The following is a 13019-nucleotide window of genomic DNA, read 5'->3' on the forward strand; positions in this document are numbered from 1 at the left end:
AAGAAGAAAACAAAAAAAGAGGCGGCAGGAGACGTTTTATGAGCGAAGGATATAAGATCGTATATGAGGGCGGAAGCGGCGAGATCGAAGAGAAAAAATCGAGGTTCATCGCAACGGTACGGCCGGTCGGATCGGAAGAGGAAGTGACGGCATTTCTTGCGGAGATGAAAAAGAAATACTGGGATGCGAGACACAACTGCTTTGCGTATGTGATCGGGGAAAAGAATGAACTGGTGCGCTGCTCGGATGACGGAGAACCGAGCGGAACAGCGGGACGCCCGATGTTGGATGTACTGCTAAAAGAAGAACTCCATAATGTGGCGGTGGTGGTGACACGTTATTTCGGCGGAACACTGCTTGGAACCGGCGGACTGGTGCGGGCGTATCAGCAGGCGGTCAAGGAAGGGCTTTCAAACAGTCAGATCGTTGAAAAACGAAAAGGAAGCCGGCTTGTGATCGACACCGATTATAACGGGATCGGCAAGATCCAGTATCTGTTCGCGCAGGAGGAGATCTCCATACTGGATACCGAGTATACCGATGCGGTTCGGATTACGGCAATGGTTCCGGCAGAAAAAAAGGAGCAGATCGAGAAAGCACTGATGGAGGGAACCAACGGAAAGGCGGGAATTTCCTGGGGTGAAACAGTGGAATATGCCTTCATGGATAAGAAACTGAAAATTTTTTAAAAAAAGTGTTGACATTTCTCAAATAGGTACGTATAATATCCATTGTTGACAGCGCAAAACAAACAGCGCAGACAACCTGATGGCCCATCGCCAAATGGTAAGGCAACGGACTCTGACTCCGTCATTTCCAGGTTCGAATCCTGGTGGGCCAGCTACTTGTTAGAAGTACCACGCGAGTGGTACTTTTTTTGTAATGGCGACGAGGAAAATGGACGCCGTGCTTGCACGAGCGTCCATTTGACGACCGCTAATCTTAAGCGGGATGCGGAACGCATCCCGTCTCTGTTATCAGGGAAAGGAACGAAAAAGATGTATCAATTTAAAAGCAGGGTAAGATACAGTGAATGTAACGCGAAAGCAGAGATCACGCTTCCGGCGCTGGTGAATTATCTGCAGGACTGCTGTACCTTTCAGTCGGAGGATCTTCGGATCGGCGTGGATTATTTAAAAGAGCATCATGAGGCATGGCTGCTTTCCTCCTGGCAGATTGTCATAAAACGCTATCCGAAAATGGGAGAGGAGATCACGGTAAGCACCTGGCCGTATGCGTTCAAGAGCTTTTACGGCTACCGTAATTTTACGATCGAGGATGAAAAGGGCGAGGTCGTAGCGTACGCAAATTCCGTCTGGATCTTTCTTGATACGGACAGCGGAAGACCAAAGCGTGTGTCGGAAGAGATGCTAAAGGCATATGTGTTTGAGGAGCAGTACCCGATGGAAACCGCGGAGCGCAAGATCCGTCTGCCGGAAGAAATGGATGCGGGCGAACCGTTTGCGGTGCAGAAATTCCACATTGACACCAATCATCATGTAAATAATGAAAAATATATCCTGATGGCAGAAGAATATCTCACCGAGAAAGAGCGTGTGCGGGAAGTACGCGTGGATTACCGCAAGGCGGCGGTGCTCGGGGATATGATCTATCCACAGGCGAAAAAGATGAAAGATAAGACCGTGGTTGCGCTTTGTGATGAGGCGGGAAAACCGTATGCGGTCATCGAATTTCAGACAGAGCAGGGAAAGGAGAGCCAGACGTGTTAAAACTGGGCGAAAAGCAGAAATTACAGGTTGTAAAAAAAGTAGATTTCGGGATCTATCTGGCGGAGCGGGAGGATGACGAGACGAGAGTCCTGCTTCCGAAAAAGCAGGTGCCGGAAGGGATCCGCATCGGTGATGAACTGACCGTGTTTTTATATAAGGATTCCAAAGACAGACTGATCTCCACGCTGACAGAGCCGAAGCTTACGCTCGGTGGTCTTGCGGTATTAAAAGTGGGACAGGTCGGAAAGATCGGCGCATTTTTGGATTGGGGACTTGAAAAAGATCTGTTTCTTCCATATAAAGAAATGACCCAGAAAGTGGGAGAGGGAGACGAAATATTAGTCACACTCTATATCGACAAGAGCCACAGACTCTGCGCGAGCATGAAAGGGATCTATGATCTGCTGTCTCTGGACTCTCCGTACAAAAAAGATGACACGGTAGAGGGACGTGTCTACGAATTCAGCGACAATTTCGGAACATTTGTGGCAGTGGATGACAAATATTCGGCAATGCTTCCGAATTATGAGGATCACAGTTTTCTCCGCATCGGAGATGTCATCACGGCAAAAGTTACGCATGTCAAAGAAGACGGCAAACTGGATCTGACCCTGCGGGAAAAAGCATATATCCAGATGGACGCGGACGCAGAGAAAGTGATGCAGGTCATTGAGGAATACGCCGGTGTATTGCCGTTTTCGGATAAGGCATCACCGGAAGTGATAAAACGTGAGACCGGACTCAGCAAAAACGCGTTTAAGCGCGCAGTCGGGAGACTCTATAAGGAACGCAGGGTAGAAATCACGGAGCACGCGATCCGCAAAGTGAAATAAGGCAGTAAGCGGACAGTGATCCGCAATTAAAATAAAAGAAAGAAGGATATCAGCATGAAGAAAGTAATCAGTACACCAAAGGCCCCGGCAGCGATCGGACCGTATTCACAGGCAATCGAAGTAAATGGAATGGTATACACATCCGGCATCATCCCGGTTGTACCGGAGACCGGAGAGATCCCGGAAGGATCTGAGGCACAGGCAAAACAGGCACTGACCAACCTTTCCAATCTGCTTTTGGCAGCCGGAACCAACATGGACAATGTGGTAAAGACAACCGTATTCATTAAAGAGATGAATGATTTCGGAACCATCAATGAAGTGTATAAGACATTCTTTACCAGCGATTTCCCATCCAGAAGCTGTGTGGAAGTTGCGCGCCTTCCGAAAGACGTTATGCTTGAGATCGAAGCGATCGCGATAAAATAAAACGATTAAATAAGAAGAAAAAAGACGGGCAGTTACACGAAAGAAGAGGTGTAACTGTCCGTTTTTTACATGGAGCCGAGCGTGGAATAATAGTGATCCAGATATTTTTCGGCCGCGTTCATAAAATTGTCGATACTTCCAAAACTTGCGATCGTGATGATGCTGATTAGGATCATCATAGCGCCGATGAAAATGCCGATCGCGTTTAAAATAAGTCCCGCCACGGTGTTTTTCGGATAGGCATTGCTGCTGCCTCTTGAGAGCAGCGCCAGGATAAGCCCGATCGAACCAAAGATCAGAGAAGTGCCAAAACAGCTTGCGATGATCGAGATGATGCCAAAGGCAACCGACGCGAACGCCATGGTGGAAGAACTTTTGTCAGAATTCATAAAAATTTCTCCTTAAAATCCCAAGAATTAAAATTTCTCTTATTTTACCATGACGCGGATGAAAAGTAAACGTTTCCTTGTTTCGCGGAACGCTTCGGGGTATAATATGGCTATCAGAAAGAAATGAGGAAAGAGACATGGACATTACAGCAAAACTTGCAGAAGAACTGCAGATCCGGAAGAAACAGGCGGAGGCTGCGGTAAAACTGATCGATGAGGGAAATACGATCCCGTTCATTGCCAGATACCGGAAAGAAGCGACAGGAGCCTTAAACGACGAGGTGCTTCGCAGTCTGGCAGAACGCCTGACCTATCTGAGAAATCTGGAGGAGAAAAAGGAACAGGTTTTATCCAGCATTGAGGAACAGGGAAAACTGACCGCAGAATTAAAGACACAGATCCTTGCGGCGGAAACCATGGTTGTAGTGGATGATCTGTATCGCCCATATCGTCCGAAGCGCCGTACCAGAGCGATCATCGCGAGAGAAAAAGGATTGCAGCCGCTTGCGGATCTGATCTGGCTTCAGATGTCAAAGACACCGCTTGCCGCAGAGGCGGAAAAATACATAGATCCGGAAAAAGAAGTAAATACAGCGGAAGACGCGATCGCCGGCGCAAAAGATATTCTTGCCGAACAGATTTCGGATGAAGCGGCTTACCGTATCCGTATCCGGGAAATGACGGTAAAAGAAGGAAAGATCGTATCTTCGGCAAAGGACAAAGAGGCAGAGTCGGTCTATGAGATGTATTATGAATTTGAAGAGGGGATCGCGAAACTGGCGGGACACCGTATCCTTGCACTCAACCGTGGCGAGAATGAAAAGATCCTCACCGTGAAGGTGCAGGCACCGGAGGATCGTATCCTTTCCTATCTGGAGCGGAAAGTAATAAAAAGGGACAACCCGGTCACATCCGGTGTGTTAAAAGAAGTGATCGCGGACAGTTACAGCAGACTGATCGCACCGGCGATCGAGCGTGAGATCAGAAGCAGCCTGACCGAGCGCGCGGAAGATGGCGCAATCCGGGTATTCGGCAAGAATCTCGAACAGCTTCTGATGCAGCCGCCGATCGCGAATCAGGTGGTGCTTGGATGGGATCCTGCGTTCCGTACCGGGTGCAAGCTTGCCGTGGTGGATGAGACCGGAAAAGTCCTGGATACCACAGTCATCTATCCGACGGCGCCGCAGAATAAAGTGGCAGAGGCGAAAGCGGTGTTAAAGAAACTCATCGCAAAATACAGGATCACACTGATCTCGCTTGGAAACGGAACCGCATCGCGCGAATCAGAGCAGATCATTGTGGAACTGTTAAAAGAAATTCCGCAGAAAGTGCAGTACATCATCGTAAATGAGGCGGGAGCGTCGGTCTATTCCGCAAGTAAGCTCGCAACAGAAGAATTCCCGAATTTTGATGTGGGACAAAGAAGCGCGGCATCCATGGCAAGACGACTGCAGGATCCGCTCGCGGAGCTGGTAAAGATCGATCCGAAATCCATCGGTGTCGGTCAGTATCAGCATGATATGAACCAGAAAAAATTAAGCGAAGCGCTTCAGGGTGTGGTAGAAGGCTGCGTAAACAAAGTCGGCGTAGACTTAAATACGGCTTCCGTATCGCTTCTGTCCTATATTTCCGGTGTGAGCAAGGTGATCGCCAAGAACATCGTTGCCTACCGCGAGGAGAATGGACGTTTCGCGGCGCGCAGTGAGCTCTTAAAAGTGGCAAAACTTGGACCGAAAGCCTATGAACAGTGCGCGGGATTTTTGCGCATCGCGGATGGAAAAAATCCGCTGGATGCGACGGGCGTACATCCGGAATCCTATGAGGCGGCAAAGAAACTCTTGGAAAAGCTCGGATTTTCCACGGAGGATGTAAAAAACAGAAAACTTTCCGGCATCGGCAAAAAAATATCGGATTATCCCAAACTTGCAGAGGAGCTTGGCGTAGGTGAACTGACACTGAAAGATATTGTAAAAGAACTGGAAAAACCGGCGCGTGATCCGAGAGAGGATATGCCAAAGCCGATCCTGCGCAGTGACGTGCTTGAGATCAAAGACTTAAAGCCGGGCATGATCTTAAAAGGAACCGTGCGCAACGTGATCGATTTCGGGGCGTTTGTGGATATCGGCGTGCATCAGGACGGACTGGTGCATATTTCCCAGATCTGTGACCGTTACATCAAGCATCCCTTAGAGGCAGTGAGCGTCGGGGACATCGTGGATGTGCAGGTCATGAGCGTGGATGTGAAGAAGCAGAGAATTCAGCTTACCATGAAATTTCAAAAATAGAGAAGCAGGTGGGAGAATATGCAACTGTTGTATGCAGAGGACGAGGAGGAAATGTCCGAGGCGGTTGTGGACATTCTGACTTATCACAAATACACCGTAGACGCGGTTTACGATGGAGAGGAAGCGCTTTCCTATGCTCATGCGGAACAATATGACGGGATCATTCTGGATGTCATGATGCCAAAAAAGAGCGGACTTCAGGTGTTAAAAGAATTAAGGGCGGAGGGATGTAAGACACCGATCCTTCTTCTTACTGCGAAAGCAGAGGTGGAAGACCGGATCGAAGGGCTGGATCTCGGGTCGGATGATTATCTGCCCAAACCATTCGTCATGGGGAACTGCTTGCCCGTGTGCGTGCCATGCTGCGCAGACGCGAGGAGTTTACGCCGAATGTTCTGACCTGTGGCGGGGTCTCGTTAAACCAGAGTACTTATACGAGTCGGCTGCGTTAAAAAACATCGAGATACACGAAGAGATCGCGGCGGGTGTGGATGTCCATGCAAGCCGGGAGAACCTGATCCAGCTGATCTCCATCCTTTTTGATAACGCGGTCAAATACGCAAGTGAGGGCGATCGCACTGGCACGTGGGGGCACACTTGGCGCGTCCTATGAAAAAGACGACATCATCTGCTTTACGCTAAGATTAAAAGAACCCTGATACGCATGCAACCCCCAAAAGGGACAAAAAACTTGACAGAAGAGAAAAACGGCATTACACTGTGCATGTAAAAGAATAAAATCTTCGGGGCAGGGTGATGTGCAGGACACAGATTCCCGACCGACGGTGATACCGGAGTCATTAGACTGCCGGAAAGTCCGTGAGCTGAGCGATCAGCTGATCCGGTGAGATTCCGGAACCGACAGTACAGTCTGGATGTGAGAAGATAGCGATAGAGAATGCCCCCGGATATTTTGTCCGGGGGTTTTGCTATAGGAAATGTCCCGGAACGAAAAGGAGCAAAAAAGATATGCACACAAGACAACACAACGTTCGTTACATGACAGTTACGGCAATGCTTTCCGCAGTGGCATTTGCGCTGATGTTTTTTGAATTCAGCATTCCGTTTTTAGTACCGTCCTTTATACAGATGGATCTTTCGGAACTTCCGGCACTGATCGGAGCATTTGCGATGGGGCCGTGGTACGGCGTGATCATCTGCCTGATCAAAAACCTGATCCATCTGTTGATCACAACGACCGGCGGAGTGGGAGAACTTTCCAACTTTATCCTGGGAGCGGCATTTGTGCTTCCGGCGGGACTGATCTACCAGAGAAAGAAGACCAAAAAAAACGCGGTGATCGGATCTGTCCTCGGAGCTGCGTTCATGGCGCTTCTCAGTGTGGCGTCCAACTACTTCATCGTGTATCCGGTATACACGGCGTTTCTGCCGATGGATACGATCCTTGCGATGTATCAGGAGATCCTGCCAAGCGCAGATACATTACTGAAATGCTTGGTCATCTTTAATATGCCGTTTACCTTTGTAAAAGGCATGCTAAGCGTCATCATCACCCTTTTGATCTACAAACATATTTCGCCGATCATAAAAGGTGTGTCAAACAAATAGTGAGCTGTTCTGCCGGATTCCATTTGTGGATTCCGGCATTTTTTAGTTGGAATTGTCATTTCATTCAAACAATGCTATACTTTTAACAAAACGAAAAAGACAGGAAGAAAACATGATCTATGAAACATATTCTGCGGAAGAAACAGCCGCATTGGGAGAAAAATTAGGACGGGAGGCAAAGCCCGGAGATGTCTGCACGCTGATGGGAGACCTCGGTGTCGGAAAGACGGTGCTGACCCAGGGGATCGCAAAGGGACTCGGGATCACGGAGCCGATCTCAAGCCCGACGTTCACGATCGTGCAGGTCTACGAGGAAGGACGTCTGCCGTTTTACCATTTTGATGTTTACCGCATCGGAGATATCGAGGAGATGGACGAGATCGGATATGAGGACTATTTTTACGGACAGGGGCTTACCATGATCGAGTGGGCAAACCTGATCGAAGAGATCCTGCCGCCGGTGCGAAAAGAAATTACCATAGAAAAAGATCTTGAAAAAGGATTTGATTACCGTAAAATTACGATAGAGGAGGTAGGAGCATGAAAATACTCGGAATAGACAGCTCCGGACTGGTCGCAAGCGTGGCGGTCACAGAGGATGACAATCTGCTTGGGGAATTTACGATGAATTATAAAAAGACGCATTCCCAGACCCTGCTTCCGATGTTGGACGAGCTTGCAAAGATGATAGAACTGGATTTAAATACCATAGACGCGATCGCGGTTTCCGGCGGGCCGGGTTCATTTACCGGACTCCGCATCGGTTCCGCAACAGCGAAAGGACTTGGCCTCGCACTGGAAAAACCGCTTATCCACATACCTACCGTGGACGCGCTTGCTTATAATCTCTGCGGACACCGGGACATGGTATGCCCGCTCATGGACGCGAGAAGAAACCAGACTTACACCGGGTTATATACCTTTGATGGAAATAAAATGCAGGTGGAGCTTGCACAATGCGCGGTCGGGATCGATGAGATCGTGGAAAAGATCAATGAGAAACAGCGCGCGGTCGTATTTTTGGGAGACGGGGTGCCGGTATTTGAGACGTATATCAGAGAGCAGATCAATGTTCCTTATACCTTTGCGCCGGCGCATGTAAACAAACAGCGCGCGGCAGCAGTTGCGGCACTCGGAGAGATCTACTATAAAGAAGGAAAGACAGAGACGGCGGCGGAACACCGCCCGGATTACCTGCGCCTGTCACAGGCAGAGCGGGAACGCATGGAAAGAGAGAATGCGAAGCATGCTTGAGATAACGGAGATGACAGAAGCGGATCTTGACGGAGTCGCAGCCATAGAGGCAGAGGTATTTTCAATGCCCTGGAGCAAAAAGGGATTCGCGGATACCTTGGGTATGGATAACGTGATCTTTTTAGTGGCGCGGGAAGATGGAGAAATAAAGGGCTACTGCGGGCTTTATCAGGCGGCGGATGAGGGAGAGATCACCAACGTGGCAGTAGCGCCGGTACACCGCAGACAGCGGATCGCGGACCGGATGCTCGAGCAGCTTTTACATCTGGCGTATGAACGCGGAACACGAAACTTCGTTCTGGAAGTACGCTGCTCGAATGAAGCGGCGATAAACCTGTATCAAAAATACGGATTTTTCATACAGGGCAGGCGGAAGGGATTTTATGAACAGCCGAAAGAAGATGCTTATATTATGACATTTGCAAAATAATAGGACGGGAAAAAGATGTTAGATGTTTGTTTATTGGGAACAGGGGGAATGATGCCGCTGCCAAACCGGTGGCTGACTTCCCTGATGACAAGATACAATGGAAGCAGTCTGATGATCGACTGCGGAGAAGGAACGCAGATCGCGGTCAAAGAAAAGGGATGGAGCTTCAAACCGGTGGATGTGATCTGTTTTACGCATTACCACGCGGATCATATCAGCGGACTGCCGGGAATACTGCTCACAATGGGAAATGCGGAACGGACAGAGCCGCTTACTTTAGTAGGTCCGAAGGGATTGGAGCGGGTCGTCAGCGCGCTTCGCATGATCGCGCCGGAACTTCCGTTTGAGATCAACTATATAGAACTGACAGAGCCGAAGCAGACGATAGAGCTGTGCGGATATGTCATACATGCATTTCGGGTAAATCACAATATTACCTGTTACGGCTACTCGATCGAGATCAAAAGAACCGGAAAATTCAGTGTAGAGGCGGCACACGAGAAAGGAATTCCGCAGAAATACTGGAACCGTCTGCAAAAAGGGGAGACCCTGACGGAGGATGGCAGAATCTATACGCCGGATATGGTGCTCGGACCGCCGAGAAAAGGCATAAAAGTGACGTACTGTACGGATACCAGACCGACGGCCTCCATTGTGGAACACGCGAAAGGATCGGATCTTTTTATCTGTGAGGGAATGTATGCGGAAAAAGAAAAGATTACAAAGGCAAAACAGTATAAACACATGACATTTTACGAGGCGGCGCAGATGGCAAAAGAAGCGGGAGTAAAAGAACTGTGGCTCACGCATTACAGTCCGTCGCTGGTCCGCCCGGAAGATTATAAAAAAGAAGTACAGAAAGTGTTTGCAAATACCGTTTTAGGAAAAGACGGAAAGACGGTAGAAATTGATTTTGAGGAGGAATGAGCATGAAAAAACAGATACGCATGATAATCGTGGGACTGGTTTGTGTGGCGCTTGTAGTGGGATACTATTATCATCTGTCACACCGGAGCACAAAGACGGCGGAAGATACGACAGAGCTGACAGCGATCACGAAGATCACAACAAAGAATCTGGACACATCCTATCCACAGACTCCCAGAGAAGTGATTAAGCTGTACAATGATATTTTAAAATGCTATTACAACGAGGACTGTACAGAGGATGAGATCCGGGCACTGGGTGCGCAGGCGAGAAAGCTGATGGATGACGAGCTGCTTCAGAACAATCCGGAAGACCAGTATTATTCCGCGCTCATGACAGACACCCAGAATTATAAAGATGCAGGAAAGACGATCAATACGACGGATGTGTGTGACAGTGATGAGATCGTAAAAAAGACGGTGAACGGGGCGGAGTGCGCCTATGTCACAGCTTCCTATTTTGTAAAAGGGAAGGATGGATATACCAAGACATACCAGCAGTATGTGCTGCGCCAGGATGAAGACGGAAAGTGGAAGATCCTTGCGTATGAAGTGGTAAAAGGAAATGGAGACAGTACAGATCATGAATAAAGAAAAAGAAATCAGGGTGCTTGGCATAGAAAGCTCCTGCGATGAGACTGCGGCTGCGGTCGTGGTGAATGGCAGGGATGTGCGTTCAAATATTATTTCCTCGCAGATCGCCCTGCATACACTGTATGGAGGTGTAGTGCCTGAGATCGCGTCCAGAAAACATATCGAGAAAATAAACCAGGTGATCGAGGAAGCCTTAAAAGAAGCGGAAATGACACTGGATGATATGGATGCGATCGCGGTAACCTACGGGCCGGGGTTAGTAGGCGCACTGCTTGTCGGTGTCGCTGCGGCAAAGGCCATCAGCTACGCGAGAAACATTCCGTTGGTCGGCGTGCATCATATCGAGGGGCATATCAGCGCCAACTATATCGAAAATAAAGAATTGGAGCCGCCGTTTTTATGCCTCGTGGTATCCGGCGGTCATACGCATTTGGTAAAAGTGCAGGATTACGGAAAATATGAAATACTCGGGCGTACCAGAGATGACGCGGCAGGAGAAGCGTTTGATAAAGTGGCACGGGCGATCGGACTCGGGTATCCGGGCGGACCGAAGATCGAAAAGATCGCGCATGAGGGAGATCCGCATGCGATCGAGTTTCCGCGCGCAAAAATCGCGGATGATCCTTATGATTTCAGTTTCAGTGGACTGAAATCCGCAGTGCTCAACTATTTAAACGGCTGTAAAATGAAAGATATCGAGATCGTACCGGCAGATGTGGCGGCATCTTTCCAGCAGGCAGTGGCAGACACGCTGATCGAACATGCGGTGCGGGCAATCGATGAATTTAAAATGGACAAATTTGCGATCGCGGGCGGCGTGGCATCCAATGCGACACTGCGTGAAGGAATAAGAAAGGCGTGCGAAAAGAAAGGTGTGGCGTTTTATCATCCGTCACCGATCCTTTGCACCGATAATGCGGCGATGATCGGGGCGGCAGGCTATTATGAATATCTGGCGGGAACCAGATCCGGGCTTGATCTTAACGCCGTTCCGAATCTGAAACTGGGTGAACGCTGATGGAAAAAGAAAAAATAGTGGCGCTTGTGCTTGCGGCGGGAACCGGGAAGCGCATGCAGAGCAGTACGGCGAAGCAGTATATGCTCCTTGGTGGGAAACCACTGGTCTGCTATGCGCTGGAGGCGTTTGAGCGCAGCCCGGTCGATGAGGTAATACTGGTCACCGGAGAAAAAGAGATTGATTATTGTAAGAATGACATCGTAAAAAAATACGGGTATCAGAAAGTGACCCGGGTCGTAGCAGGCGGTAAGGAGCGCTATCATTCGGTATATCAGGGTTTAAAAGCAATCGGACAGGCGGATTATGTGCTGATCCATGACGGAGCGAGACCGTTTGTGACAGAGGACATTATCTGCCGTTCGATCGATACGGTGAAAAAAGAAAAAGCGTGTGTGGTGGGGATGCCGGTAAAAGACACCATAAAAATTGCCACAGAGGATACTTACGCATCCGTCACTCCGGATCGGAGACTGGTGTGGATGATACAGACCCCGCAGGCATTCTCTTATCCTGAGATCCTGCAGGCATACGAAAAGATCATTGCAGACGGAGACGATTCCGTGACAGACGATGCAATGGTCTTAGAGCACGCTGCGCATATGCCGGTAAAGCTGATCGAGGGCAGTTATCACAACATTAAGATCACAACGCCGGAAGATATGAAAATTGCAGAAATGTTCTTGAAAGAGTATTTTTAATCAAAATTTGAAAAAAATGAAAAAATTATATTGACAGCTGGTCCAGGAGATGATAGAATCATTTTTGCGCTGATTTGAGAAGCGGTGATGAGATAAAGCATCGTGACAGCTGCAAACACAATTCCATTGATTGAGGAAATGTTGTTGGAGAGATATCGAAGTGGTCATAACGAGGCGGTCTTGAAAACCGTTTGTCCGCAAGGGCGCGTGGGTTCGAATCCCACTCTCTCCGTTCATCTTTTTTAGATGAATGTTTAAAAATGAATATGAAAAATATTCGACTGGAGAAGTACCCAAGCTGGCCGAAGGGACACCCCTGGAAAGGGTGCAGGTCGTTAACAGCGGCGCGAGGGTTCAAATCCCTCCTTCTCCGCTCATCGGATGCCGATTTATCACTTACTGTCGGATGGAGACAGAAAGACAGAAAAAAGATAAAAAAGTGTTGACAAAACACGAACGGCATGATAAGATGTATATCGCTCTGCTGATGACAGAGTGATGAAAAATAAAAAAGTTAAAAAAATTCTTGACACGGCGAAAACATTTTGATAAAATGAATAAGCTGTCGAAAAGACAAAGGACATTGAAAACTGAACAGTGAAATAACCTTGAAAGATTCGTAAGAGAATAATTCAAAGAACGCGATTTGAATGCAGAATCGCAGCGTTTTCAAAAGAAGACGCACCCAAAAACAGTAACGGTCCTTCGGGACTGGATACGGAAATTTAGCCAAGCTAAATTCTGAAAGAATCAACTTTTAAACATGAGAGTTTGATCCTGGCTCAGGATGAACGCTGGCGGCGTGCTTAACACATGCAAGTCGAACGAAGCGCTTTACTTGATCCCTTCGGGGTGATTGTTTTG

The 13019-nt window shown here is 48.4% G+C and carries 15 protein-coding genes, 3 tRNA genes, 1 rRNA gene and 1 riboswitch; of the genes, 18 read left to right on the top strand and 1 reads right to left on the bottom strand.

The genetic code is table 11. The features are described 5' to 3' along the window. Positions 1-38: 38 nt before the first annotated feature. The 5 genes from H8Z76_RS12670 to H8Z76_RS12690 all read left to right on the top strand — a co-directional run bounded on the left by H8Z76_RS12670 (position 39) and on the right by H8Z76_RS12690 (position 2992). Positions 39-689 (top strand): YigZ family protein, encoded by a 651-nt coding sequence (locus H8Z76_RS12670; RefSeq protein WP_147619224.1) that lies wholly within the window; start codon positions 39-41, stop codon positions 687-689. Positions 690-769: 80 nt separating this feature from the next. Further along, positions 770-841, top strand: a tRNA-Gln gene (locus H8Z76_RS12675). A 157-nt stretch (positions 842-998) separates the two neighbouring features. Next, positions 999-1730, top strand: a complete 732-nt coding sequence (locus H8Z76_RS12680) for an acyl-[acyl-carrier-protein] thioesterase (RefSeq protein WP_022516457.1) — start codon at positions 999-1001, stop codon at positions 1728-1730. Further along, on the top strand, positions 1724-2563 hold the full coding sequence (locus H8Z76_RS12685; protein WP_022516456.1) for a CvfB family protein: 840 nt from the start codon (positions 1724-1726) through the stop codon (positions 2561-2563). Before H8Z76_RS12680 ends, H8Z76_RS12685 begins: the two co-directional genes overlap by 7 nt. A gap of 54 nt (positions 2564-2617) precedes the next feature. After that, on the top strand, positions 2618-2992 hold the full coding sequence (locus tag H8Z76_RS12690; protein WP_022516455.1) for a RidA family protein: 375 nt from the start codon (positions 2618-2620) through the stop codon (positions 2990-2992). Between the two features lie 65 nt (positions 2993-3057). Here H8Z76_RS12690 and H8Z76_RS12695 read toward each other — a convergent pair whose 3' ends face one another. Further along, the gene (locus H8Z76_RS12695) at positions 3058-3381 is read right to left on the bottom strand and encodes a hypothetical protein (RefSeq protein ID WP_022516454.1); all 324 of its coding nucleotides are present in this window, start codon (positions 3379-3381) and stop codon (positions 3058-3060) included. A 137-nt stretch (positions 3382-3518) separates the two neighbouring features. Between H8Z76_RS12695 and H8Z76_RS12700 the strand changes: the two genes are divergently transcribed. From H8Z76_RS12700 to H8Z76_RS12760, 13 genes are all read left to right on the top strand, one after another. Then, a complete protein-coding gene (locus tag H8Z76_RS12700; RefSeq protein ID WP_186982722.1) occupies positions 3519-5666 on the top strand; it encodes a Tex family protein in 2148 nt (715 codons plus the stop codon). 18 nt (positions 5667-5684) lie between these two features. After that, entirely contained in the window at positions 5685-6065 is a 381-nt protein-coding gene (locus tag H8Z76_RS12705; RefSeq protein WP_022516451.1) for a response regulator, read from the top strand. Positions 6066-6401: 336 nt separating this feature from the next. Beyond that, positions 6402-6557, top strand: a riboswitch (FMN riboswitch). A gap of 78 nt (positions 6558-6635) precedes the next feature. Beyond that, positions 6636-7235: an ECF transporter S component gene (locus H8Z76_RS12710; RefSeq protein WP_022516450.1), complete on the top strand. Its 600-nt coding sequence runs from the start codon at positions 6636-6638 to the stop codon at positions 7233-7235. A gap of 112 nt (positions 7236-7347) precedes the next feature. Further along, entirely contained in the window at positions 7348-7779 is a 432-nt protein-coding gene (gene tsaE / locus H8Z76_RS12715) for a tRNA (adenosine(37)-N6)-threonylcarbamoyltransferase complex ATPase subunit type 1 TsaE (RefSeq protein WP_022516449.1), read from the top strand. Then, positions 7776-8489: a tRNA (adenosine(37)-N6)-threonylcarbamoyltransferase complex dimerization subunit type 1 TsaB gene (gene tsaB / locus H8Z76_RS12720; protein WP_186982724.1), complete on the top strand. Its 714-nt coding sequence runs from the start codon at positions 7776-7778 to the stop codon at positions 8487-8489. Before tsaE ends, tsaB begins: the two co-directional genes overlap by 4 nt. Beyond that, the gene (gene rimI / locus H8Z76_RS12725; RefSeq protein ID WP_186982726.1) at positions 8482-8919 is read left to right on the top strand and encodes a ribosomal protein S18-alanine N-acetyltransferase; all 438 of its coding nucleotides are present in this window, start codon (positions 8482-8484) and stop codon (positions 8917-8919) included. Before tsaB ends, rimI begins: the two co-directional genes overlap by 8 nt. Positions 8920-8934: 15 nt before the next feature. Further along, positions 8935-9846: a ribonuclease Z gene (locus H8Z76_RS12730; RefSeq protein ID WP_147619216.1), complete on the top strand. Its 912-nt coding sequence runs from the start codon at positions 8935-8937 to the stop codon at positions 9844-9846. A 2-nt stretch (positions 9847-9848) separates the two neighbouring features. Then, positions 9849-10436 (top strand): DUF6715 family protein, encoded by a 588-nt coding sequence (locus H8Z76_RS12735; RefSeq protein ID WP_186982728.1) that lies wholly within the window; start codon positions 9849-9851, stop codon positions 10434-10436. Next, positions 10429-11457, top strand: a complete 1029-nt coding sequence (gene tsaD, locus H8Z76_RS12740) for a tRNA (adenosine(37)-N6)-threonylcarbamoyltransferase complex transferase subunit TsaD (protein WP_022514509.1) — start codon at positions 10429-10431, stop codon at positions 11455-11457. The genes H8Z76_RS12735 and tsaD overlap by 8 nt, the downstream gene beginning before the upstream one ends. Then, positions 11457-12155, top strand: coding sequence for a 2-C-methyl-D-erythritol 4-phosphate cytidylyltransferase (gene ispD, locus H8Z76_RS12745; RefSeq protein WP_022514510.1), 699 nt, complete (start codon positions 11457-11459; stop codon positions 12153-12155). The genes tsaD and ispD overlap by 1 nt, the downstream gene beginning before the upstream one ends. A gap of 146 nt (positions 12156-12301) precedes the next feature. Then, positions 12302-12387, top strand: a tRNA-Ser gene (locus tag H8Z76_RS12750). Positions 12388-12438: 51 nt separating this feature from the next. Then, a tRNA-Ser gene (locus H8Z76_RS12755) sits at positions 12439-12528 on the top strand. 386 nt (positions 12529-12914) lie between these two features. Then, positions 12915-13019 (top strand): 16S ribosomal RNA (locus H8Z76_RS12760); the annotation flags it as partial.

This window comes from Roseburia yibonii (assembly GCF_014297335.1).
GTDB lineage: Bacteria > Bacillota > Clostridia > Lachnospirales > Lachnospiraceae > Roseburia_D > Roseburia_D yibonii.

What these genes read in the sequence shown, in the direction of transcription:
- ispD (WP_022514510.1), top strand. Translation starts at nt 11,457, where the DNA reads ATGGAAAAAGAAAAAATAGTGGCGCTTGTGCTTGCGGCGGGAACCGGG.
- tsaE (WP_022516449.1), top strand. Translation starts at nt 7,348, where the DNA reads ATGATCTATGAAACATATTCTGCGGAAGAAACAGCCGCATTGGGAGAA.
- H8Z76_RS12730 (WP_147619216.1), top strand. Translation starts at nt 8,935, where the DNA reads ATGTTAGATGTTTGTTTATTGGGAACAGGGGGAATGATGCCGCTGCCA.
- H8Z76_RS12700 (WP_186982722.1), top strand. Translation starts at nt 3,519, where the DNA reads ATGGACATTACAGCAAAACTTGCAGAAGAACTGCAGATCCGGAAGAAA.
- H8Z76_RS12670 (WP_147619224.1), top strand. Translation starts at nt 39, where the DNA reads ATGAGCGAAGGATATAAGATCGTATATGAGGGCGGAAGCGGCGAGATC.
- tsaB (WP_186982724.1), top strand. Translation starts at nt 7,776, where the DNA reads ATGAAAATACTCGGAATAGACAGCTCCGGACTGGTCGCAAGCGTGGCG.
- rimI (WP_186982726.1), top strand. Translation starts at nt 8,482, where the DNA reads ATGCTTGAGATAACGGAGATGACAGAAGCGGATCTTGACGGAGTCGCA.
- H8Z76_RS12705 (WP_022516451.1), top strand. Translation starts at nt 5,685, where the DNA reads ATGCAACTGTTGTATGCAGAGGACGAGGAGGAAATGTCCGAGGCGGTT.
- H8Z76_RS12735 (WP_186982728.1), top strand. Translation starts at nt 9,849, where the DNA reads ATGAAAAAACAGATACGCATGATAATCGTGGGACTGGTTTGTGTGGCG.
- H8Z76_RS12695 (WP_022516454.1), bottom strand. Translation starts at nt 3,381, where the DNA reads ATGAATTCTGACAAAAGTTCTTCCACCATGGCGTTCGCGTCGGTTGCC.
- tsaD (WP_022514509.1), top strand. Translation starts at nt 10,429, where the DNA reads ATGAATAAAGAAAAAGAAATCAGGGTGCTTGGCATAGAAAGCTCCTGC.
- H8Z76_RS12710 (WP_022516450.1), top strand. Translation starts at nt 6,636, where the DNA reads ATGCACACAAGACAACACAACGTTCGTTACATGACAGTTACGGCAATG.
- H8Z76_RS12680 (WP_022516457.1), top strand. Translation starts at nt 999, where the DNA reads ATGTATCAATTTAAAAGCAGGGTAAGATACAGTGAATGTAACGCGAAA.
- H8Z76_RS12690 (WP_022516455.1), top strand. Translation starts at nt 2,618, where the DNA reads ATGAAGAAAGTAATCAGTACACCAAAGGCCCCGGCAGCGATCGGACCG.